At 65.1% G+C, this 21361-nt stretch carries 14 protein-coding genes and 1 pseudogene; 9 read left to right on the top strand and 6 right to left on the bottom strand.

All coding sequences use genetic code 11. The annotated features are described in order from the left end of the window. Window positions 1-161, bottom strand: a pseudogene (locus AWB78_RS45825) (alcohol dehydrogenase catalytic domain-containing protein); the annotation flags it as partial. A 174-nt stretch (window positions 162-335) separates the two neighbouring features. On the opposite strand from AWB78_RS45825, the gene AWB78_RS21780 reads away from it, so the two are divergent. After that, window positions 336-1043: a hypothetical protein gene (locus AWB78_RS21780; RefSeq protein WP_062607981.1), complete on the top strand. Its 708-nt coding sequence runs from the start codon at window positions 336-338 to the stop codon at window positions 1041-1043. Window positions 1044-1083: 40 nt separating this feature from the next. On the opposite strand, the gene AWB78_RS21775 is transcribed toward AWB78_RS21780, so the two are convergent. Together AWB78_RS21775 and AWB78_RS21770 are read right to left on the bottom strand one after the other, a co-directional pair. Next, window positions 1084-2265, bottom strand: coding sequence for a porin (locus tag AWB78_RS21775; protein WP_062607980.1), 1182 nt, complete (start codon window positions 2263-2265; stop codon window positions 1084-1086). A gap of 121 nt (window positions 2266-2386) precedes the next feature. Beyond that, window positions 2387-2746: a hypothetical protein gene (locus tag AWB78_RS21770; RefSeq protein WP_062607979.1), complete on the bottom strand. Its 360-nt coding sequence runs from the start codon at window positions 2744-2746 to the stop codon at window positions 2387-2389. 353 nt (window positions 2747-3099) lie between these two features. Here AWB78_RS21770 and AWB78_RS21765 point away from each other — a divergent pair, with 353 nt between their 5' ends. After that, window positions 3100-3351 (top strand): hypothetical protein, encoded by a 252-nt coding sequence (locus AWB78_RS21765; protein WP_062608007.1) that lies wholly within the window; start codon window positions 3100-3102, stop codon window positions 3349-3351. Between the two features lie 69 nt (window positions 3352-3420). Continuing rightward, complete coding sequence (locus AWB78_RS21760) at window positions 3421-5820, top strand: phosphoketolase family protein (protein WP_062607977.1); 2400 nt, start codon at window positions 3421-3423, stop codon at window positions 5818-5820. On the opposite strand, the gene AWB78_RS21755 is transcribed toward AWB78_RS21760, so the two are convergent. Further along, the gene (locus tag AWB78_RS21755; RefSeq protein ID WP_062607975.1) at window positions 5821-8160 is read right to left on the bottom strand and encodes a mechanosensitive ion channel family protein; all 2340 of its coding nucleotides are present in this window, start codon (window positions 8158-8160) and stop codon (window positions 5821-5823) included. A gap of 260 nt (window positions 8161-8420) precedes the next feature. Next, complete coding sequence (locus AWB78_RS21750) at window positions 8421-9044, bottom strand: TetR/AcrR family transcriptional regulator (RefSeq protein ID WP_062607973.1); 624 nt, start codon at window positions 9042-9044, stop codon at window positions 8421-8423. 260 nt (window positions 9045-9304) lie between these two features. On the opposite strand from AWB78_RS21750, the gene AWB78_RS21745 reads away from it, so the two are divergent. The 6 genes from AWB78_RS21745 (at window position 9305) to AWB78_RS21720 (ending at window position 20248) form a co-directional block, all read left to right on the top strand. Beyond that, window positions 9305-10426 (top strand): efflux RND transporter periplasmic adaptor subunit, encoded by a 1122-nt coding sequence (locus tag AWB78_RS21745; RefSeq protein WP_062608005.1) that lies wholly within the window; start codon window positions 9305-9307, stop codon window positions 10424-10426. Continuing rightward, window positions 10423-13545 carry an efflux RND transporter permease subunit gene (locus tag AWB78_RS21740; protein WP_062607971.1) on the top strand — a complete coding sequence of 1041 codons (3123 nt, stop codon included), beginning with the start codon at window positions 10423-10425 and terminating at the stop codon, window positions 13543-13545. The genes AWB78_RS21745 and AWB78_RS21740 overlap by 4 nt, the downstream gene beginning before the upstream one ends. Further along, window positions 13542-15011, top strand: coding sequence for an efflux transporter outer membrane subunit (locus tag AWB78_RS21735; RefSeq protein ID WP_062607969.1), 1470 nt, complete (start codon window positions 13542-13544; stop codon window positions 15009-15011). The genes AWB78_RS21740 and AWB78_RS21735 overlap by 4 nt, the downstream gene beginning before the upstream one ends. An 87-nt stretch (window positions 15012-15098) precedes the next feature. Next, window positions 15099-16664 carry a methyl-accepting chemotaxis protein gene (locus AWB78_RS49355; RefSeq protein WP_082883382.1) on the top strand — a complete coding sequence of 522 codons (1566 nt, stop codon included), beginning with the start codon at window positions 15099-15101 and terminating at the stop codon, window positions 16662-16664. Window positions 16665-16795: 131 nt separating this feature from the next. After that, a complete protein-coding gene (locus AWB78_RS21725) occupies window positions 16796-18340 on the top strand; it encodes an amidohydrolase family protein (protein ID WP_232477784.1) in 1545 nt (514 codons plus the stop codon). 15 nt (window positions 18341-18355) lie between these two features. Next, window positions 18356-20248, top strand: coding sequence for a S41 family peptidase (locus tag AWB78_RS21720; RefSeq protein ID WP_062607966.1), 1893 nt, complete (start codon window positions 18356-18358; stop codon window positions 20246-20248). Between the two features lie 8 nt (window positions 20249-20256). Here the strand turns inward: AWB78_RS21720 and AWB78_RS21715 are convergent, their stop codons facing one another. After that, a complete protein-coding gene (locus AWB78_RS21715; protein ID WP_062607964.1) occupies window positions 20257-21258 on the bottom strand; it encodes a sulfate ABC transporter substrate-binding protein in 1002 nt (333 codons plus the stop codon). Window positions 21259-21361: the final 103 nt, after the last annotated feature.

Here is a 21361-nt window from a genome sequence, read left to right as displayed (position 1 = left end):
CCTTCCGGATCGGCGCCGGACAGCGTGTAGTAATCGGTGTGGCAAATGCCCGTCGCCTTCACTTCGATCAGCACTTCCCCCGCGCGCGGGCCTTCGAGATCGACTTCCTCGATCGTCAATGGCTTGCCCGCTTCCCATGCGATGGCTGCTCGCGTCTTCATGTTCCCTCGTCTTTCACGTTTCGAATGATCGGATGATCGGTCACGGTGACGCGCATCGGCGTCATTCGTGTGCGTCGTGGCGAAAATCGAGTGCAAGTTGGCCATAGCTCGGTGTCACCCACGCTTTGATCGCACGAGTTAAGCTAGTGTTTCCGCTCGCATCGGGATGTCGCCATGAGTCGAACAGATGGGCTAGCTCAAAGCCGATGGCTTGCCGATGCGCGCGAGGAAATCGCCGCGGCGCTGCGAAGCTGCGACGACGCCTGGCTGCACGACATGACCATGCGCTGGGGCTGCCGCCTTGCGATGCTCGTCGCGGATTTCGGCGTGCGCGTGATGCTTCAGGCGGACGGCATTGTTGTGAAGATAGAGCCGTCGACGGATGCGGCCAGGGTGTTTATCGACCGCGACGACGGCATGCCCGGTTCCCTCGGCCGCGCGGCGTGGATCAAGCTTTCGAAGTTAGAGGAGCACGCGACCGCCGTTCTGGAGGCGAGCGCGCTGATCCAAGGCAATGCGCAATGCGATGCCTGCCGTGAGACGATTCTCGCGTGGCGTCAGATGCTCATTGCGGCGAACGAATGGCCGAGAGCGGAAGCGGACACATACATCAGCCACGCATGCCGGCCGATACTGAAGCAGTTCATGAATCTCGCATCGTGCGCGACCGGCGGGCACCAATTCGAACTCGCCCGTGAGGGCGACTACGAGGAAGCGTGGCGCGAGTTCGAGCACTTCTGCACGAACGAACATGCGCGACCCGTAACGGGATGGGGCCGTACATACCGGCACTGGCGAACAGGCGGAATCGAGCTCTCGTCCATGCCCGATGCGCTCACGCTGCAACCCGCCGCTTCTCACGCTTCACAGCCGGCCGTCTAGACCCGTCGAGAGAGCGCTATTCCAACGCTCGACACACCACTCAGAACCGATGCCGCAGCCCCACCGTCGCCTCGACCTGATTGCTGGTCGAAGACGGCGCGGTGATCCCATTGATCCACGCCACGCCCAAAGGCGAGCCGCTGCCCGCGCTCACGCCCTGCCACACGCCCTGCAGGTAGACATCGGTGCGCCGCGAGAAGCTGTAGCCGGCCATCGCGCTGACCTGGTTCCAGTGCGGATTGCCGCCGCCCGTGACGCTGCTCGCGCGCGTATACGTGTAGGCGGCAGAAAGCTCGACCGCCGGCGTCAGCGCATAACGCAGGTTGCCTTCGAAGTTCTGGAAGTGCGTGCTCGGTCCTGTCTGGAACAACTGCGTCAGGTTGGTCTGCGTATAGACGATGCCCGCCACGGCCGGACCGAATGCGTAGTTCACGCCCGCGCCCCACGTCTGCTGACGACTCGACAGCGCGCCCAGCGGCACGGCGTTCGACGTGAACACGCCCTGCAGCGTTGAGCCCGATGTATCGGTGACGGCGCCATTCGAATTGATCTGTGCCGGCGTCTGCGCGTCGCTGTTGAGCTGGAGAAAGCCCGCGCCGAAATTGAGCGCTCCCCACACATACGAGATGCCGAGGCTGTAAGCACGGTTATTCGAAAAGCCGCCCGCCTGATTCGAGAAACCATACAGCGCGCCGAGCCTGAAGCCCTCCATTTCCGGGCTTTGATACTTCACGGCATTGTTGATCTGGAATGAATCGTTGAGATTGTCGATGTCGAACGGATGCGCGAAGTGCGTGCCACCGTACTGGGTGCCGGTCAACGAAAGCGGCCCCACGAAGTCGACCATGTCGTCGGTTTGACGGCCGAATGTGAGCGTGCCGAATTCGCGGCTCGACAGGCCGACATACGCCTGTCGATTGAAGATGCGATTGCTCGACGTGTTCTGTCCGTTGTTCAGATTGAAGCCATTTTCCAGATTGAATATGGCCTTCAGTCCGCCGCCCAGGTCTTCCGCGCCGCGCAATCCCCAACGGCTGTATTGGACAGGACCGCTCTTCAACTCCCAATTGCTGTGCCCTGCGCCCGTCGTGGGGCTGATCTGGCTATTCGTGTAGGTCACGCCCGCGTCGATCAGCCCATACAGCGCGACGCTGCTTTGGGCATGGGCCGCGCCGGCCAGTGTGAACATCGTCGTTGCGCCGGTTATAAGCAACTTGTTCATTAGCGTGGCTCCATCGATGTCGAACATCACGCGGTGTGCTTAAACGACATTATGCGACTGCATCGGCAACCGGCAACCTGAAATTTCGCGCGCGAGGACGGCGCGCAACGAATGCGCGTGCTTAAAAATCGTGGCGCACGGAGAACGTCATGCCTTTCTCGCGCTCATGCTTCACGCCGATCTGCGGGTTGGCGTAAAAATGCCATTCGTCCTCGCCGTTCGTGATGTCGTCGCGCGGTCTGACCGGCGCGGCAACCGAATTCGGCGAAGGTGATTGCGGATAGGCCCGCGCGAGCTGACTCAGATCGGGATGGATGTTCCTGTCGTATTTCGACAGGGTGACGGCATCCAGCGCGTCCATGGTGCCTTGAAAGGCATAGCGCGGATGATGCGGACTGACAGCGTGGAGGCTGGCGGTCGACACGACGACCGGATACGGAAAGAAGAGCAAATTCGCCGCGACCCGCTGAAAGGGAATCATGCGAGTTTGTTCATTGGCTGATGCGAAGCTGCCGACGAGAAAAGCCACGATGCCGGCGACCCAATATCTTCTGATATGGCGTGTCATCGAATGCCTGCGAGACGCTACTGGTCACGTAAAGCTCAGCGTTCTTAAAGTATTTTAATTCATTTGACGGCGCATTTCCTGACGATGTTGCCATCGGGGAAATAGTCGCTGATGCGTGCCGCCTCGCGAATCGCAGCAAGGCATCGTGCAGCGAACCGAAACAACGTCGGTCCATCGCTCAAGGCTGTTCACAACTGCTCGCTTAACCACTATCTTGTAGAGCAATCTGATCTGCTCACGCATTCTCTGGAGTTCACGCCATGTTCATGCGCACGCTGCACATCATTGCGTTGTCCGCCGCGACGCTCGTCGTCGCTTCCCCAGATGTTTCATTTGCAACGGAACAGGCCCAGCAGCGCCGCGCGGGACGCGACGTGCGCCAGGACACGCGCCAGCATTCGCGAGACACGAAGCAGGATTGCCGCGCGGCGAATCAGAAATCCAACGCCAGTTGCAGACATGACAAGCGCGATACGAAGCAGCAAGGGCGTCAGGCGGCGCGAGACATCAAGTACTGACATCGCAGGACCGCGCGCGTCGCATTTCCCCGACCTCCCGATGGACCTTCACTGAAAGGAGATGTCCTGATGAGCAAACATTCGAAAAATGGCGCATCGCATTCTTCTGCTCTCGAAGGCGATGAACTTCGCCTCGTCGATGCATGGTGGCGCGCGTGCAATTACCTCTCGGCAGGCATGATCTTTCTCGCCGAGAATCCGTTGTTGCGCGAGCCGTTGAAAGCCGGGCACGTGAAGCAACGGCTGCTCGGCCACTGGGGCGCGAGCCCGGCACTGTCGTTCGTCTGGGCGCATCTGAACCGCATCATCAGGCGCGACGACATCGACGTGATCTTCATGGCAGGACCGGGCCACGGTGCGCCCGGCGTGCTCGGTCCCGCGTACCTCGAAGGCACGTATTCAGAGGTGTATCCGGACAAGAGCGAAGACGCCGAGGGCATGCAGAAGTTCTTCAAGCAGTTCTCGTTTCCCGGTCATATCGGCTCGCACGTGACGCCGGAAACGCCGGGGTCCATCCACGAAGGCGGCGAACTCGGCTACAGCCTGTCGCATGCCTATGGCGCCGCGCTGGACAACCCCGGCCTCATCGTCGCGTGCGTCGTCGGGGACGGCGAGGCGGAAACCGGCCCGCTCGCGACGGCCTGGCATTCGAACAAGTTCATCAATCCCGCGCGCGACGGCGCCGTGCTGCCGATCCTGAACCTGAACGGCTACAAGATCGCCAATCCGACGATACTCTCGCGCATCAGTCACGAAGAGCTGGAAGCGTTGTTCGTCGGCTATGGTTATCGGCCGTACTTCGTCGAAGGATCGGATCACGCCGACATGCACCGGAAGATGGCGGAAACGCTCGATGCCGCCACCGGCGAGATTCGCGAGATCTGGGAGAAGGCGCGCGATGCCAGCAATGCCGAACGTCCGCGCTGGCCGATGATCGTGCTGCGCACGCCGAAGGGGTGGACCGGCCCGAAGGAGATCAACGGCCATAAGGTGGAAGGCTCGTGGCGCTCGCATCAGGTGCCGTTCTCGGATGTCCATACCAATCCGGCCAATCTCGCCGTGCTCGAGCGCTGGTTGCAGAGCTACAAGCCCGAGGAGCTCTTCGACGAAACCGGCCGCCTGCGCGACGAGATCAGGGAGATCGCGCCGGTGGGCACGCGGCGCATGAGCGCGAATCCTCATGCGAACGGCGGCATGCTGCGCAAGCAGCTGAAGCTCCCCGATTTCCGTGACTACGCCGTCGATGTAGAGCACTCGGCGGGCAAGACGCTCTATGAGAACACGCGTCCGCTCGGCGAGTTCCTGCGCGACGTCATGCGCTGCAACATGGACAGGTTCCGCGTATTCGGTCCCGACGAGACGGCATCGAACCGGCTGCAGGCGATTTACGAAGTCAGCAAGAAAGTCTGGATGGCCGATTACCTTCCCGAAGACGAGGACGGCGGCGAGCTCTCACGCGATGGCCGCGTGATGGAGATGCTCTCCGAGCACACGCTGCTCGGCTGGCTCGAAGGCTATCTGCTTTCGGGACGCCACGGCTTTTTCCATACGTATGAGGCTTTCGCGCATGTGATCGATTCGATGTTCAACCAGCATGCGAAATGGCTCGACATCTGCAAGAACCATGTGCCATGGCGCGCGTCGGTTTCGTCGGAGACCATCCTGTTGTCTTCGACAGTCTGGCGGCAGGATCACAACGGCTTCTCGCATCAGGATCCGGGCTTCATCGATCTCGTCACGAACAAGAGCCCGTCGGTCACGCGCGTCTATCTCCCGCCCGATGCCAACACGCTGCTCGTCGTGGCCGATCAGTGCCTGCGCTCGACGGACTGCATCAACATCATCGTCGCGGACAAACAGAAGCATCTGCAGTTTGCGACCATCGACGAAGCGATCGTCCATTGCGCGAAAGGCATGGGCGTGTGGCGGCGTGCCAGTACCGATGAAGGCGTGGAGCCGGATGTCGTGCTCGCTTCATGCGGCGATGTCGCGACGCAGGAAGCGCTGGCCGCTGCCGCGATCCTGCGCGAGCGCCTGCCCGAACTGAAGCTGCGCTTCGTGAACGTCGTGGATCTCTTCAAGATGCAGCCCGAGAGCGAGCATCCGCACGGATCGAGCGCGCGCGAGTTCGACAGCCTCTTCACGCTCGACAAGCCCGTGATCTTCAACTTTCACGGCTATCCGTGGCTGATCCACAAGCTCGCCTATCGCTTCCACAATCACGAGAACCTGCACGTGCGCGGCTACAAGGAAAAAGGCAACATCAACACGCCGCTCGAACTCGCGATACTCAATCAGGTCGATCGCTTCAATCTCGTCATCGACGTGCTCGACCGCGTGCCGCGCCTGCAGGCGAGGACGGCGCATCTGAGGGAGGACATGAAGAACGCGATCATCCGTCATCTCGAGTATGCGCACACGCACGGCACCGACCACCCGGAAATCGCCGAATGGGTGTGGCCGTTCTGATCACGGCGACTCCTTGAGCACGCGGAGTTCCGGCTGCACGGCGCCATCCGTTGCACGCCGGGTCTCCGCCTGCTCGCGCTCGTCGCGGTTGTTCGGCGACGTATGAAGATGCATCTGCGGCAACAGCATCTCGATGCCCGCTTCGTCCATCTTGAGCTTGAGCCTTGCGTTGAAGGCGCGCGCCACGCTCCATTGCTGCAGCGGGCGCGTCTTGATCTGCCCTTTCACCACGATGCAGTTCGCCTCGAAGCGGTCGAGCCCCCACACTTCGACAGGACCGATTATCTCGTTGCGAAAGCGGAAGTCCTCGCTCAGGTCCGCGCCCACTTCGGTGATCATCCGCGTGATGTCCTCCATCTTCGCCGAGAACGGCACCCTGACTTCGAACACCGCGTTCGCGAAATCGCGCGACAGGTTCTTCACGATCTTGATCTGCGAGAACGGAATGGTATGCACCGCGCCTTGTCCGTCGCGCAGGCGGACCGTGCGGATCGTGAGATCCATCACGGTTCCGGCATGACCGCCGTCGATATCGATCCAGTCGCCGACCGAGATCGTCTCCTCGACGATGATGAAAAGGCCCGTGATCAGATCGGTGACGAGCGACTTCGCCCCGAAGCCGACCGCGAGGCCGATCACGCCGGCGCCGGCGAGCAGCGGCGTCAGATTGATGCCGAGACTCGCCGCGGCGGCGATGGCCGCGATGCTCGCAACCGTCACGAAGACCGCGTTGCGCACGAGCGGCAGCATCGTGCGGGCGCGCACGCCGGGACTGAGCGCCTTGTTGCGCGAGCTGTTCGGGCCGAGCGCCTCGAGAATGATGGTGTCGATGACGATCCAGATGAACCACGCGCCGAACACCGTCGCGAGCACCGCGATGAGCCCGTGCCTGAAGCCCGGCGTCATCGCGCTGTGCTTGATGAGCCGCGCTATCGGCCCGCTCCATAGCTCCAGCTCGAAGCGCAGATACGCGAGCCAGATCAGCAGCACGAAAAGCGTGCACCCGAAGCGCACGAGCCGCATCAGATGCGGCGCGCGGCGCTGCGCGCGCGTGTCGCGGCGGCGTGTCAGATGCAGCAGCAACGCGGAAACGAAGAGCGTCAGGACGAGCAGCACCGCGCTCAGCAGCGACGGCCGCAACACGTCGCCTTCCGCGCCGCGCCCGTCGATGATCGCGACCACGGAAGCCGTCGCGATCAGCAGCATCGGGATATGCCACAGCGAGGCGAGGATATCGAGCGCTTCGGTCGCGAACTTGTGATCGCGTCTGCGCGCATAGGGCCGGTTGCGGATCAGGTGCGTGACGGGCCGCCGGTAAGCGAGCGCGAAGTAGCCGCTCAAGAGCGCCGCGGCCAGGTTCGCGAAGGTGGACAGGAGACCCGCGAGATTCGTGCCGAGCTGACGCGTGACGTCGGCGTTCGCGGTCGCATCGCCGAGCGCGCCGCACGCGCCTATCGCGAAGAGCGGCCAGAGCGTGCGCGCCAGGAGCTGCTGCACGGCCACGCGGCGGTGCGCCGTGCTGAACACCGAAAACACGATCATGCAGATCGCCGAGAAGACGAAGCCCGCGACGATCGCATACGCGATGACGAGCCCGAGCGTGCGGCCGAGCGCATCGGGCATCGCGCGCACGAAGAGCAGCACCGCCAGGAATGCGACGACCCACGGCCCCGTCTGCCGCAACGCGAAGGCGAACAGTTCGAACGAGGTCGGATTCGGCGCGAGCGCGACGTCGCGGCCATAGCGCGCGAAGATGTGCCGCTGGACGCGGATCAGCACGAACGCGCACACGCCCCAGCCCACGAGCGTCGCGCCCATGCCGGCGAGGAATTCGCCGAGCGACTCGCCGTTCCCGCCCGTCACGATGATCCGCAACTCCCTTGCCGCCGCGCTCGCGCGCGCCGCCCAGAAGCGCAGCGGCGAAAGCCCTTCGCTCAGATTGGTTTCGACCGATGCAATGCCCGATGCGATCGCGCCCAGCAGATCGCCATTGGCTGGCGGCGGCGGCGGTGTGATCGGCGTGGCTTTCTCGGTTGCATCGCGCAGCACTTTCAATTGCGCGACGAACGCGCTGCGCTGCGCATCGTTGTCGAGCGTGCCGATCAGGCTATCCAGTGAACGCACCATTTCGGCCTGGCTCGCGGGCGAAGGCGCGGAGGCGGCCTGAGGTCCGGCGGCCGTCCACGTCGATATGAGGCTTTGCATGGCCGCGGGCAAGGGCGCGGCCGCCACGGGAAGCGCGAACGCCGCGCATCCGATGAAAAGACCGAGCGCGATCATCCACGCACGAGCGTACAGAAGAACATGCCCCGCTTCGATGCGCCGCGTGAATGCGCTCATGGAGATTCCATCCAGGATGTCGGGCCGCGCGGCACATGCGCATGGGCGATCGGCTTCATCGCCGCCGGATTGCTGTAATCCGCGAGATAGCGCGCGAAGTCGAAACACTGCGAGCGCGGCCGCTTCGGCTCTCGCGCAAAGATTAGCGTATCGAATTCATGCATGCCATCCGCAATGCATGTTGCGATGAAACCTGTCCTGAACAGGAATTGTTTTGCGTGCGTCTTTACATGGGCCTGTGCGTCGGCCTGCGAGACGCTTCAGGCCGCGCCGCCGCCCAGCACCACGCGCCGGAAGAATTGCGCGAGCACGTCCTCGGCGAGCTGCCCCGGCACCGATTGCGGGTCCGACGAGTAGAAGAACTGCACGCCGTCGCAGAGCGCGATCAGGCCGAGCGCCATCTGCTCGGCGGGCATCGTGAGCGGCGTGCCGGCGCGCTCCGAGAACGCCTCGATGTAATCCGTCGTCCTCTGGCGCAACTCGCGCATGAGCGCGTTGAAGCTCGCGCGGAACTTCGGGTCGCGGCTCGCGTGCAGCTTCGCTTCGACCCACAGCAGAAAACACGCGTTGTTCTGGTAGCACTCGCTGTAGTACTGCAGGACGCGCGCTTCCATGTCGGCGCGCGAAGCCTCGCCGTCCTCGAAGATCGTGGACAGGCGCTGCATGATGGTGTCGTGATCGCGCTTCAGCACTTCGAGCAGCAGATCGGCCTTGCTCGAAAAGTTCGAATAGAACGCACCGCGCGTATAGCCAGCGTCGGCAGCCACGTCCTCGACGCTCGACGCACCGAAGCCCTTCTTCATGAAAACCGCCTGCGCAGCGTCGAGCAGACGCTGACGCGTCTGATCACGGCTCTGCTCGCGGGTGAGACGTACTGGTTTCATGCGCGAAGTGTAGCATCGCCGGCCTTACAAATCCGTCTTTGCATTCGGATACATACCTGTATTAGAATTCACTCCGCATTCTTGTCCGGGTCGTCGAAACGCCTGCCGGACGGGGCTTTCAGGTCCGCGCAAAGACCCGCCCCGCTCAGGGTCGCTTCTCGAATTCATTCGCCGGACGTTTTTTCCTTGCTTCGCCCATGAGTGGCGCGCCCCGGTTCGAAGGCTCGCCGCACCATGCCCTTGCGGGCGCCGAGGTTCCTGTGAAGCTCTTCCACTCATCCGCGTCGGTCGTGGCGCGCGCGGCGGTCATTCCAGTCGTCTGCATTTCGCTCGTCGCCTGCAAGCGGCATGAGGCGCCCGCACCCGCACCGCGTCCCGTCGTCGCCGTCGCGGCGCAGGCGGACGGTCATGCGGGCACGTCGAGCCTGCCCGGTCAGATCCAGTCGCGCTATTCGACGCCGCTCTCCTTTCGCATCAACGGCAAGATTCTCGAGCGCCGCGCCCGCCTCGGCGACAGCGTGAAAGCGGGTCAGGTCGTCGCCCGGCTCGATCCCGCCGATGCCGAGAAGAACAGCGCGAGCGCACGTGCGCAGCTCGACGCCGCCGAGCATCAGCTCGTGTACGCGAAGCAGCAGCTCGACCGCGATCGCGCGCAGGCCGCCGAAAATCTCATCGCGCCCGCGCAACTCGAACAGACGCAGAACGCCTACGCCTCCGCGCTCGCGCAACGCAATCAGGCGCAGCAGCAAGCGGCACTCTCGGGCGATCAGTTGCGCTACGCGACGCTCAGCGCCGATCACGCGGGCGTCATCACCGCCGAGCAGGCCGACACCGGCCAGAACGTCACCGCGGGCCAGGCCGTCTACACGCTCGCATGGAGCGGCGATATCGACGTGATCTGCGACGTGCCCGAAGCCGCGCTCGCCGCATTCGCCGTCGGCCGCGAAGCGAGCGTGAAACTCGCGGCCTTGCCGAAGCAGACCTTCAAGGCGCGCGTACGCGAGCTCTCGCCCGCCGCCGATACGCAGAGCCGCACCTGGCGCGCGAAGCTCACGCTCGAAGCGCCGACGCCCGATGTGCGTCTCGGCATGACGGCGGATATCGCGTTCGACTCCGCCAACGGGGAGAAAGGCGCGTTCACCATTCCATCGACGGCGCTCTTCCACGACAACGGCCATCCCGCCGTGTGGATCGTGAAGCAGCCCGGCGATGCGCTCGAACTTCGGCGCGTGGAAGTCGCGCGCTACGGCGAGCGCACCGTGACGCTCGCGAGCGGCATCGCGGCGGGCGAGCGCATCGTGTGGCAAGGCGTGCATACCGTCAGCGCGGGCGAGAAGGTGCGCGTCGTCGCGCCGCTGCATCCCGAGGACTTCGCGTCATGAGCGATACCCGCGAAGACGACAACGCGCATCGCGACGAAGAAGGCAGCTTCAATCTGTCGGCGTGGGCGCTGCGGCATCGGGCGCTCGTCGTGTTTCTCATCACGATGGCGACGCTCTTCGGCATCCTCGCCTACACGCGGCTCGCGCAATCGGAAGATCCGCCCTTCACGTTCCGCGTGATGGTCATTCGCACCTTCTGGCCCGGCGCGACCGCGCGGCAGGTGCAGGAGGAAGTGACGGACCGCATCGCGCGCAAGCTGCAGGAAACGCCGTACACGGATTTCATGCGCAGTTATTCGCGCCCCGGCGAATCGCTGATCTTCTTTCAGATGAAGGACTCCGCGCCCGCGAAGGACGTGCCCGAGGAGTGGTATCAGATCCGCAAGAAAGTGGGCGATATCGCCGCGACCCTGCCTCCCGGCGTGCAAGGCCCGTTCTTCAACGACGAATTCGGCGATGTCTACACGAACATCTACGCGCTCGAAGGCGACGGCTTCTCGCCCGCGCAACTGCACGATTACGCCGATTCGTTGCGGACCGTGCTGCTGCGCGTGCCGGGCGTCGCGAAGGTCGATTACTTCGGCGATCAGGAAGAGCGCATCTACGTGGAGATTCCCAACACGACGCTCACGCGCCTGAACATTTCGCCGCAGCAGATCGCGCAGGCCATCGACGGCCAGAACGCCGTCTCGCCCGCGGGCGTTCTGACGACGCCCAACGACCGCGTGTTCGTGCGCCCGAGCGGCCAGTTCAGGAACGTGGCCGCGCTCGCCGATACGCTCATCAACGTGAACGGCCGTTCGTTCCGGCTCGGCGATATCGCCACGATCAGGCGCGGGTATATCGATCCGCCCGCCACGCAGATGCGCTCGGCGGGCGCGCCCGTGCTCGGCATCGGCATCTCGATGCAGCCGGGCGAGGACGTCGTGCGTCTCGGCAAGTCGCTCGATGCCGAGATGACAAAGTTGCGTGCGCAACTACCCGCGGGTCTGAAGCTCACGGAAGTCTCCAGCATGCCGCACGCGGTCTCGCAGTCCGTCGACGACTTCCTCGAAGCGGTCGCGGAAGCGGTCGTCATCGTGCTGATCGTGAGTCTCGTGTCGCTCGGCGTGCGTACCGGCATGGTCGTCGTGATCTCGATTCCGATCGTGCTCGCCGTCACCGCGCTCTTCATGTATCTGTTCGATATCGGTCTGCACAAGGTGTCGCTCGGCACGCTGATTCTCGCGCTCGGCCTTCTCGTCGATGACGCGATCATCGCCGTCGAGATGATGGCCGTGAAGCTCGAGCAGGGCTGGAACCGCACGCGCGCCGCCGCGTTCGCCTACACGAGCACCGCGTTCCCGATGCTGACCGGCACGCTCGTCACCGTCGCGGGTTTCCTGCCGATCGCGCTCGCGAAGTCGAGCACCGGCGAATACACGCGCTCGATCTTCGAAGTCTCGGCGATCGCACTGATCGCGTCGTGGCTCGCGGCGGTCGTGCTGATTCCCCTGCTCGGCTACAAGCTCCTGCCCGAGCGCAAGAAGGAGGCGCATCTGCCCGACGATCACGAGCACGATATCTACGACACGAAGTTCTATGGACGCCTGCGCCGCTGGGTCGGCTGGTGCGTGGAGCGGCGCTTCGTCGTGCTCGCGATCACCGTCGTGCTGTTCGTTATCGCGATGGCGGGCTTCACGCTCGTGCCGCAGCAGTTCTTCCCGAGCTCGGATCGTCCCGAGTTGCTGATCGATGTGCGCCTGCAGGAAGGCGCATCGTTCGAGGCGACCTTGCGCGAAGCGAAGCGGCTCGAAGAAGCCCTGAAGGGCCGCGAGGAAATCGATCACGTGGTGAGCTTCGTCGGCACCGGCGCGCCGCGCTTCTATCTGCCGCTCGATCAGCAATTGCCCACGCCGAACTTCGCGCAGTTCGTCGTGACCGCGAAGTCGGTCGAAGCGCGCGAAGCACTGGCGCGCTGGGTCGAACCGATGCTGCGCGAGCGCTTCCCCGCCGTGCGCACGCGTCTTTCGCGTCTGGAGAACGGACCGCCGGTCGGCTATCCGGTGCAGTTCCGCGTGAGCGGCGACGATATCGGCACGGTGCGTCATATCGCCGAGCAGGTGGCCGCCGACATGCGCGCCGACGCGCGCACGGCCAACGTGCAGTTCGACTGGGACGAGCCTTCCGAGCGCTCGTTGCGCTTCGAGATCGACCAGCAGAAGGCGCGCGATGCGGGCGTCACGTCGCAGGACGTATCGAGCTTTCTCGCGATGACCCTGACCGGCACCACCGTCACGCAGTATCGCGAGCGCGACAAGCTCATCAACGTCGATTTGCGCGCGCCGCGCGCCGAGCGCGTCGATCCTTCGCGGCTCGCGACGCTCGCAATGCCGACGCCGCACGGACCGGTGCCGCTGAGCGCGCTGGGCCGCGTCGTCGATACGCTCGAATACGGCGTGGTCTGGGAACGCGACCGCCAGCCGACCATCACCGTGCAATCCGACGTGAAGGGCGATGCGCAAGGCATCGACGTGACGCACGCCATCGACAAGAAGCTCGACGAGATCCGCCGTGCGTTGCCGGTGGGCTATCGCGTCGAAGTAGGCGGATCGGTGGAGGAAAGCGGCAAGGGCCAGGCGTCGATCAACGCGCAGATTCCGATCATGGTGATCGTCGTGCTGACGCTCCTGATGATCCAGTTGCAAAGCTTCTCGCGCGTGATGATGGTCGTGCTCACCGCGCCGCTCGGCTTGATCGGCGTGGTCGTGACGCTGCTCGCGTTCGGCAAGCCGTTCGGCTTCGTCGCGATGCTCGGGGTCATCGCGATGTTCGGCATCATCATGCGCAACTCGGTGATTCTCGTCGATCAGATCGAGCAGGACATCGCGTCGGGATACAAGCGTTTCGATGCGATCATCGGCGCGACGGTGCGGCGTTTCCGGCCGATCGTGCTGACCGCCGCCGCCGCCGTGCTCGCGCTGATTCCGCTTCTGCGCAGCAACTTCTTCGGCCCGATGGCGACCGCGCTGATGGGCGGCATCACGAGCGCGACCGTGCTCACCCTCTTCTATCTGCCCGCGCTCTATGCCGCGTGGTTTCGCGTGAAGCTGGACGAACGCGAAGGAGCATCGTCATGAATCGAGCGCTATTGATGACTTTCGCGTGCATGACGCTCGGTGCCTGCGCGCTCGGTCCCGACGGCAAGCCGCCCGCGATGCCGCAGCCCGCGCATTACGGCGCAGAGCCGCAAACGGAAGCGAGCGTCACGGCGGAAGGCACGTCGCAGCGTTTCGCAGTCGGCGCGAAGCCCGTGCCGGAATGGTGGAAGCTGTATCGCTCGGACGCGCTGAATGCGCTCGTCGATGAAGGTCTGCGCGCGAGCCCGAATCTCGCCGCCGCCGACAAGAGTCTCGTCGCGGCGCGCGAGCAGTTGCGCGCGCAGGTGGGTTCGTCGCTGTTGCCGTCGATCGACGCGACCGGGCAGGCGTCACGTCAACGCGGCTTCGGCATTCCCGAGGCCGGGCCGCCGACCGTGCTCTACAACCTCTTCGTCGGGCAGATTCAGGCGCAATACACGTTCGATATCTTCGGCGCCGCGCGCTTCGCGAATGCATCGCTCGCCGCGCAGGTCGATCAACAAGCGTTCCAGCTCGATGCCGCGCGACGCGCGCTCGCCGCGAACATCGTGACGGGCGCGATCGGCGCGGCGGCCTTGCATGCGCAGATCGACGTGACCGGGCGCCTCGTCGCGCTCGCGAACGACGACGCGCACGATGCCGAACGCCGTTACGCGCTCGGCTCGGCATCGCGCGCCGACATGCTCGCCGCGCAGCAGAACGCGGCGTCGCTCGCATCGCAGTTGCCGGGCTTGCGCGCGCAATGGCTCGCGACGCGTCATGCGCTCGCCGTCCTGCTCGGCCGCACGCCGGACCGCGCGCCCGACGATCTCGATCTCGCGAGCCTCGCCGTGCCGTCCGATGTGCCCGTCGTGCTGCCTTCCGAGCTGTTGCAGACGCGCCCCGACATCCAGGCCGCCGACGCCGCGCTGAAAGCGGCCGCCGCGCAGGTCGGCGTCGCGACGGCGCAGATGTTCCCGAGTTTGTCGATATCCGCATCGATGGGCAAAGGCGGCTTCGACTGGCCGACGGCGCTCTCGGGCGCGGGCGCGCTGTGGAGCATCGGCGCGTCGCTGTCGCAGCCGATCTTTCATGGCGGCGCGCTGCTCGCGCAACGGCGCGCGGCCATCGCCACGTATGACGCCGCCGTCGAGCAATACAGGCAGACCGTGCTCGCGGCGTTCCAGAATGTCGCGAACACGCTGGCGTCGCTCGAAACCGATAGCGAAGCGCTCGCCTTCGCCGACAGCGCGAGCCGCGCGGCACGCGATGCATCGTCGGATGCGGCGGCGCGCGTGCGCCTCGGCGCGATCCCGCCGCGCGCCGCGCGCGGCAGCGAGCAGCAGTACCTCAACGCGCGGCTATCGACGATCCGCGCGAGCAGCGCGCGCATGAGCGACACGGCCACGCTGTTCCAGGCGATGGGCTCGCCCGTCGCCAACGCCGCGCGCGTTTCGCAGCAAGGTGACGACAGCACCATAAAGTAAGTCGAAGGCAGTCCGTAAACAGCATGAAAGCAATGGCTTTCCCATCGGGGGAAACCCTGCGCGATCTGTCTACGGAGAATGAGAAGAATGAAGGTCGTCACCAAACTGAGCCTGGGCTTCGGCATCGTGCTGTCGATGTTGTTCGCGGTGCTCGTCTTCGGGCTCGTCAGCATGTCGCGGATTCAGGCCCGCTTCGACGAAGTCGTCGAGGTCAACAATGCGGAGGCGAAGCTCGCGCATGCGCTGAGCCTCTCGATCAGCGACCGCATGATCGCGCTGCGCAACATCGCGCTGCTGACCGACCTCCCGGCGGTCGAGGCGGAGAAAGCACGCATCCGCACGCAGGCGCAAAGCTACGCGCAGGCTTTCGATGCACTCGGCACGCGCTTCACGGAAAACGGCAACACCTCGGCGAACGAGCGCGCCCTGCTCGACAAGCTGCGCACGAGCGAAGCCGCCGCCGCACCGATCATCGGGCGCGCGATCTCGCTCGCCGAAGCGCGCGAGCAGCAAGCCGCCATTCGCGTGCTGATCGACGAATTGCGGCCCGTGCAGCGCGACTGGATGAGCGCCGCGAGAGACATGGTCGCGCTGCAGGACGAGCAGAACGAGATCGCGAACCGCGACGCCGACGCCGCCTACGCGCGCGCGAAGGCGATCATGATCGCGCTCGGCGCCGTTGCCCTGCTCTCCGGCATCGTGGCCGCGCTCGTCATCACGCGCGGCCTCACGCGCGCGCTCGGCGGCGAGCCGGGCGAAGCGAAGGCGCTCGCCGCGCGCATCGCGCAAGGCAATCTGCGTGAGCCGGTTTCCGTCGATGGCCGCAGTCCCGACAGCCTGATGGTGTCGCTCGAAACGATGCGCGCGCGTCTCAACACGATCGTGCTCGGCATTCAGTCGTCGAGCGTGGCGATCGCCGAAGCGGCCAGCGAGATCGCGCAGGGCACCGTCGATCTGTCGAAGCGCACGGAATCGCAGGCCGCTTCGCTCGAGGAAACCGCCGCGAGCATGGAAGAGCTCGCGAGCACGGTCGCGAAGAACGCCGACAACGCCGCCGCCGGCACGCACGCCGCGACGCAGGCATGCGGCGATGCGACCCAGGGCGGCGACACGGTCAACGATGTCGTCGCAACCATGCGCGGCATCGCGCAGGCTTCGTCGCACATGGCCGAGATCATCGGCGTGATCGAAGGCATCGCGTTCCAGACGAATATTCTCGCGCTCAACGCCGCGGTCGAAGCGGCGCGCGCGGGCGATCAGGGACGCGGCTTCGCGGTCGTCGCGGGCGAAGTGCGCGCGCTCGCGCAACGCAGCGCCGTGGCCGCGAAGGAAATCAAATCGCTCATCGACGATTCGAACGCGCGCGTCTCCAACGGCTCCGCGCTCGTCGAGCGTGCGGGCGGCACGATCGAAGGGCTCGTCGCGTCGGTGAACCGCGTGACCGGGATCATGAGCGAAGTGGCCGCGGCATCGGGCGAACAGCGCATGGGCATCGATCAGGTGAACGTGGCCGTCGCGCAGATGGACGAGGTCACGCAGCAGAACGCGGCGCTCGTCGAAGAGGCGTCGGCGGCCGCGCAGTCGCTCGCCGGACAGGCCGAGGCATTGCGCGCGGCGGTCGCGGTGTTTCAGGTCGAGCGGTCCGCGTGGTAGTCGTGACGTGACGCGGCCCGGCTTGCGCGCCTGCGCGCGAGCCGTCGATATACCGATATCGCCCTTGGGAAACGCAGGAATACGCACTATGCTCAGGACGACGCGCAACGCGCAAGAGCGTGGGAGGAAGCGTGAGCCTGGTGATCTCCGGCCGCATCGTTCCGTTCGCGATGGACGGCGGCATCGCATCGTCCGAGAAGAGCACGTTCGCCGGCAAGGTGTGGATCGGCGACGACGGACGCATCGAGCGCGTCACGCGCGGCAACGCGTCCGGTCCGCCGGGTTTCGACAAGGCCGCTGTCGTCGATGTCGGGCATAACCTCGTGCTGCCCGGCTTCATCGATCTGCACAGTCATCTCGCCTACGCCACGCTGCCGCTCTGGATTGAGCCCGGCCGCACGAAGCCGTTCCTGCATCACGACTCGTGGCCGTCCGCGAGCAGTTATCCCGCCGATATCACGTGGCCCGCCTACGCGTTCATCGAAGCCGCGCCCGAGGAACTGCTCGCCTATGCGGAAGTGCGCGCGCTCGTCGGCGGCACGACGAGCATTCAGGGCTCGCCGCCGAAGAACCGGCCGCTCGACGGCTCGATGGTGCGCAACGTCGAAGACGAGACCTTCGGCGGAAGCATCGCGTCGAACCGCGTGCTGGCATCGACATTGACGCTCAAGCCCGAAGTGCTCGCGACGCGCTCGGCGCAGATGAAATCGGGCGCGAGCTTCATCTATCACTGCGCCGAAGGGCAGGTCGATTCCATCGTCGCCGGCGAGTATCGGAGCGCGCGCGTGTGCGGGTGCCTGCAAAAGCACTTCGTCGCGATCCACACGAACGCGCTCAATTCCGGCGATTACGACGCGTGGACCGATCCCGGCACGATCGTGTGGTCGCCGTTCTCGAACCTCTGGCTCTATGGCAGCACGACCGACGTGCCCGCCGCGCTCGCGAGGAAGATCCGCGTCTGTGTCGGGTCCGACTGGGGACCATCGGGCACGCGCAACGTGCTCGGCGAAATCAAGGTCGCCGCGCTGGTCGGCAAGCGCGCAGGATGGCAGCTCACGCCCTTCGATCTGGTGCGCATGATCACCTGCGATCCCGGCGACGCGCTCGCCGGTCCGTGGAACGTGCAGGCCGGACGCCTCCAGCCGGAAGCGCTCGGCGACGTCGTGGTCATCGAGGCCCGTGCCGCCGCTGACCCGTTCGCGACCGTGCTCGCCGCAACCGAGAAGGATGTGCAGCTCGTGATCGTCGGCGGACGCGCGCTCTATGGAAACGCGAACCTCATGAAGGCCGCGAAGGCGACGTTTCCATCGAACCTGAATATCGCGGGAAAGAAGCGCGTTCTGTCGATGACGAAGCTCGCCGACCGCACTCAGCCATGGAGCTTCGCGCACGTGCTGGCGCGGCTGGAAGAAGTCCGCGCCGATCCGAAGAAGGAAATCGACGCCGCCGGGAATGCGTTGGCCGCAGCCCGTATGGCAGGCGGCGCACCTCGTTTGCGGCTCGCGCTGGACATGCCGCTCGGCCGGGTGCCCATCGGCGGACTGCCGAAGAATCTCGGCGAGATCGTGGTGCCGCCGATTCAGCCGATCGCGCATGACGCCGCGTTTTTCGCGTCCATCGCCGGACGAGGATTTCACGGCGGCCTGCTCGACGGACTCGGCCACTTCTATGCGTGACATCGCGGGCGGATCATGGCAACGAAAACACCCTCGTTACTGAAGTCGCAGACCGGCGTGCTGCTCGCGGAGCGCGCGGGCCTCCTGAAGACGACTCACGCGAAGCTTCCCGCTGCACCCGAAGATCACCTCGATGCCGCCGAGCGCGAAGTCATCATCGATGCGCTCCGGACCGCCCTCGCCGGCGCGTACTGTCATCTGCATCAGAAGCGCGCGGGCTATGCGAACGATCCCGTGCAGGCGCTCGCGCTGCTGCGCACGCACGCCGCCGACATGAGCGAGGCGGAGTTTCATATGATCGTGACCGGCATCGTCGTCGATCTGCGGGATGCCCATACGCTCTATGCGGGACCGTCGTCGCTCGCGGGCGCCGTCGCGCAGCTTCCGTTTCTCGTCGAGCAGTACGGCTCGACGGACGCGCCGTCGTTTCTCGTCACGAAGGTCGGACACAGCAAGCTCATCAAGGACGCGAACTTCAGGCCGGGCGTGTTGCTCGACACCTGGAACGGCATGCCGTTCGAACGCGCCGTCGCGATCCATGCCGATCGCGAAACGGGCGGCCGCCCCGACGCCCGGCTCGCGCGCGCGCTCGAGTCGCTGACCTTCCGCTCGTTGCAGTACGGTCCGCCGCCCGATGAGCTATGGGTCGATATCGGCTTTCGCGACGGCCCCGGCAAGAAGCGGCGCGAAGTGCGCATACCGTGGCGCATCGTGTGGCCGGGCCGGCCCGCGACCGGCGTGCGGGCGGGCGCGCATACCGCGTTGCGCGTCGCGGTGAGTCCCGCCGCGGAGCAGGTCCGGCGCGCGAAGAAGCTGATGTTCTCGGGCAAGGAATGGCGCGCTGAAAATCGCCGCGCGGAGATGGCGCGCGATACCGGCTGGATCGAAACGCGCTTTCCCGACGCGCTCTCCGCCAGAACGTATGCGACGAAGGCGCTCGGCGAAGTCGGCTACGTCCGCATCTGGACCTTCGATGTCGACGATCACGAAGCCTTCGTCGACGAGGTCACGCGTCTCGTCGAGCAACTGCCCGACACGGGCCTCATCGTCGATGTGCGCGGCAATCCAGGCGGCCTCATCTGGGCAGCGGAGCGCCTGCTGCAACTCTTCACGCCGCACAAAGTGGCGCCGACGCGCTTCAGCCTCGTCGCGACGCCGCTCACGCGCGCGATGGCGCGTAGCGCATTCAATCGGATGGAGCTCGAACCGTGGATCTCGTCGCTCGAATCCGCGATCTCGACCGGCGAGGCGTACTCGCAGGCGCTGCCGATCACCGATCCTTCGTGGTGCGATGACGTCGGTCAGCGCTATGGCGGCCCGGTCGTCTGCGTCGCGGACGCCAACACGTATTCGTCCGGCGACCTCTTCTGCGCGGGCTTCCTCGATAACGAAATCGGCGCGCTCGTGTGCGTGGGCCAGGCCACCGGCGCGGGCGGCGCGAACGTGTGGACGAGCCACGATCTCACCGACGCACTGGACGGCACCGAGTTCGCGCTGCCGCGTCTGCCCGACGGCGTGAGCTTCACGATGGCGTTTCGCCGCGCGGTGCGTTCCGGCGACGCGGCCGGCGTGCCGATCGAAGACCTCGGCATCGCCGGCATTCCCTACGCGATGACCCGGCGCGATGTGCTCGACGGCAACGCGGACCTCATCGACTGGTGCGCGCAATTGCTGTCGGGCGCGCCGTATTCGAGCCTGCGCGTGACGCTCGGCAAGTCCGACCTCACGGTGACGACAGCCGGTCTCGACGAGCTCGAGCTTTATGTGGACGGCAGGCCGCTCGAAGCCGCGCGTCCGATCGATGACGGCGTCCTGAAGCTGCCTCGTCCGGCGGCGGGCGGCACGCTCGAAATCGTGTGCCGCAGGGCCGGGGCCGTGGCACAGCGCCGCAGGATCGCGCTGGCATAGCGGCGGCGTCAGTTCTTGTCGGCGACCACCTGATCGAACGTGCCGCCATCGGCGAAATGCGCCTGCTGCGCCTTCTGCCAGCTTCCGAACATCTGCTCGACGGTGAAGGTCTTCAGCGGCCGGAACTCGCCCGCATGCTTCGCGAGCACGGCGGCATCGCGCGGACGCAGATGATGTTGCGCGACGATCTCCTGCGCGGCGGGCGTGAACAGGAAGTCGAGATACGCCTGCGCCTCCTTGCGCGTGCCGCGCTTGTCCACCACCTTGTCGACGATCGACACCGGAGGTTCAGCGAGCAGGCTCACCGACGGATACACCGCGTCGAAATCCTTCGCGCCCGGCCCCGCGCTCATCAGGCCGACTTCGTTCTCGAACGTGACGAGCACGTCGCCGATGCCGCGCTGCGTGAAGGTCGTCGTCGCGCCGCGTCCGCCCGTATCGAGCACGGGCACGTTCCTGAAGATGGCTTTCTCGAAGTCCTGCGCCGCCGCGTCGGTCGCGCCCTGCTGCTTCTTGTAGCCCCACGCCGCGAGATACGCATAGCGCCCGTTGCCCGATGTCTTCGGATTCGCGATCACCACCTGCACGCCGGGGCGCGCGAGATCGTTCCAGTCCTTGATCTGCTTCGGGTTGCCCTTGTGGACGAGAAAAACCATCGTCGTCGTGTAGGGCGCGCTTTTATCCGGCAGGCGGCTGCGCCAGTTCGCGGGCACGAGCTGGCCGCGCTCGGCCAGCAGGTCGATGTCGTTGGGCTGGTTCATCGTCACGACATCCGCCTGCAGACCTTGCGTCACCGACAACGCCTGCGCGCTCGATGCGCCATGCGACTGCCGCACCGATACGGTCTCGCCGGTCTTCTTCCTGTAATCCGCGACGAAGGCCGCGTCGATGTCCTTGTACAGCTCGCGCGTCACGTCGTAGGACACGTTGAGCAGCGTCGTATCGGCATACGCGATATTCGCAGCGATGCCGAGCGCAGCCGCGATGAGCCGCTTTTTATAGACCGTCATTTCTTCTCCGGAGACAGGGGTTGGAAACCGCACAACAGAAACAGATAAACAGAGGAACAGAGAAACGGACAAAGGCCGCCCGAAGGCGGCCATAGATGCATCG

The sequence above is a fragment of the Caballeronia calidae genome (assembly GCF_900044055.2).
Classification (GTDB): Bacteria; Pseudomonadota; Gammaproteobacteria; order Burkholderiales; family Burkholderiaceae; genus Caballeronia; species Caballeronia calidae.
Note: the sequence above shows the minus strand (reverse complement) of the source record. Positions and strands in the feature narration are given on the sequence as shown.

What these genes read in the sequence shown, in the direction of transcription:
- AWB78_RS21780 (WP_062607981.1), top strand. Translation starts at nt 336, where the DNA reads ATGAGTCGAACAGATGGGCTAGCTCAAAGCCGATGGCTTGCCGATGCG.
- AWB78_RS21775 (WP_062607980.1), bottom strand. Translation starts at nt 2,265, where the DNA reads ATGAACAAGTTGCTTATAACCGGCGCAACGACGATGTTCACACTGGCC.
- AWB78_RS21770 (WP_062607979.1), bottom strand. Translation starts at nt 2,746, where the DNA reads ATGATTCCCTTTCAGCGGGTCGCGGCGAATTTGCTCTTCTTTCCGTAT.
- AWB78_RS21765 (WP_062608007.1), top strand. Translation starts at nt 3,100, where the DNA reads ATGCGCACGCTGCACATCATTGCGTTGTCCGCCGCGACGCTCGTCGTC.
- AWB78_RS21760 (WP_062607977.1), top strand. Translation starts at nt 3,421, where the DNA reads ATGAGCAAACATTCGAAAAATGGCGCATCGCATTCTTCTGCTCTCGAA.
- AWB78_RS21755 (WP_062607975.1), bottom strand. Translation starts at nt 8,160, where the DNA reads ATGAGCGCATTCACGCGGCGCATCGAAGCGGGGCATGTTCTTCTGTAC.
- AWB78_RS21750 (WP_062607973.1), bottom strand. Translation starts at nt 9,044, where the DNA reads ATGAAACCAGTACGTCTCACCCGCGAGCAGAGCCGTGATCAGACGCGT.
- AWB78_RS21740 (WP_062607971.1), top strand. Translation starts at nt 10,423, where the DNA reads ATGAGCGATACCCGCGAAGACGACAACGCGCATCGCGACGAAGAAGGC.
- AWB78_RS21735 (WP_062607969.1), top strand. Translation starts at nt 13,542, where the DNA reads ATGAATCGAGCGCTATTGATGACTTTCGCGTGCATGACGCTCGGTGCC.
- AWB78_RS49355 (WP_082883382.1), top strand. Translation starts at nt 15,099, where the DNA reads ATGAAGGTCGTCACCAAACTGAGCCTGGGCTTCGGCATCGTGCTGTCG.
- AWB78_RS21720 (WP_062607966.1), top strand. Translation starts at nt 18,356, where the DNA reads ATGGCAACGAAAACACCCTCGTTACTGAAGTCGCAGACCGGCGTGCTG.
- AWB78_RS21715 (WP_062607964.1), bottom strand. Translation starts at nt 21,258, where the DNA reads ATGACGGTCTATAAAAAGCGGCTCATCGCGGCTGCGCTCGGCATCGCT.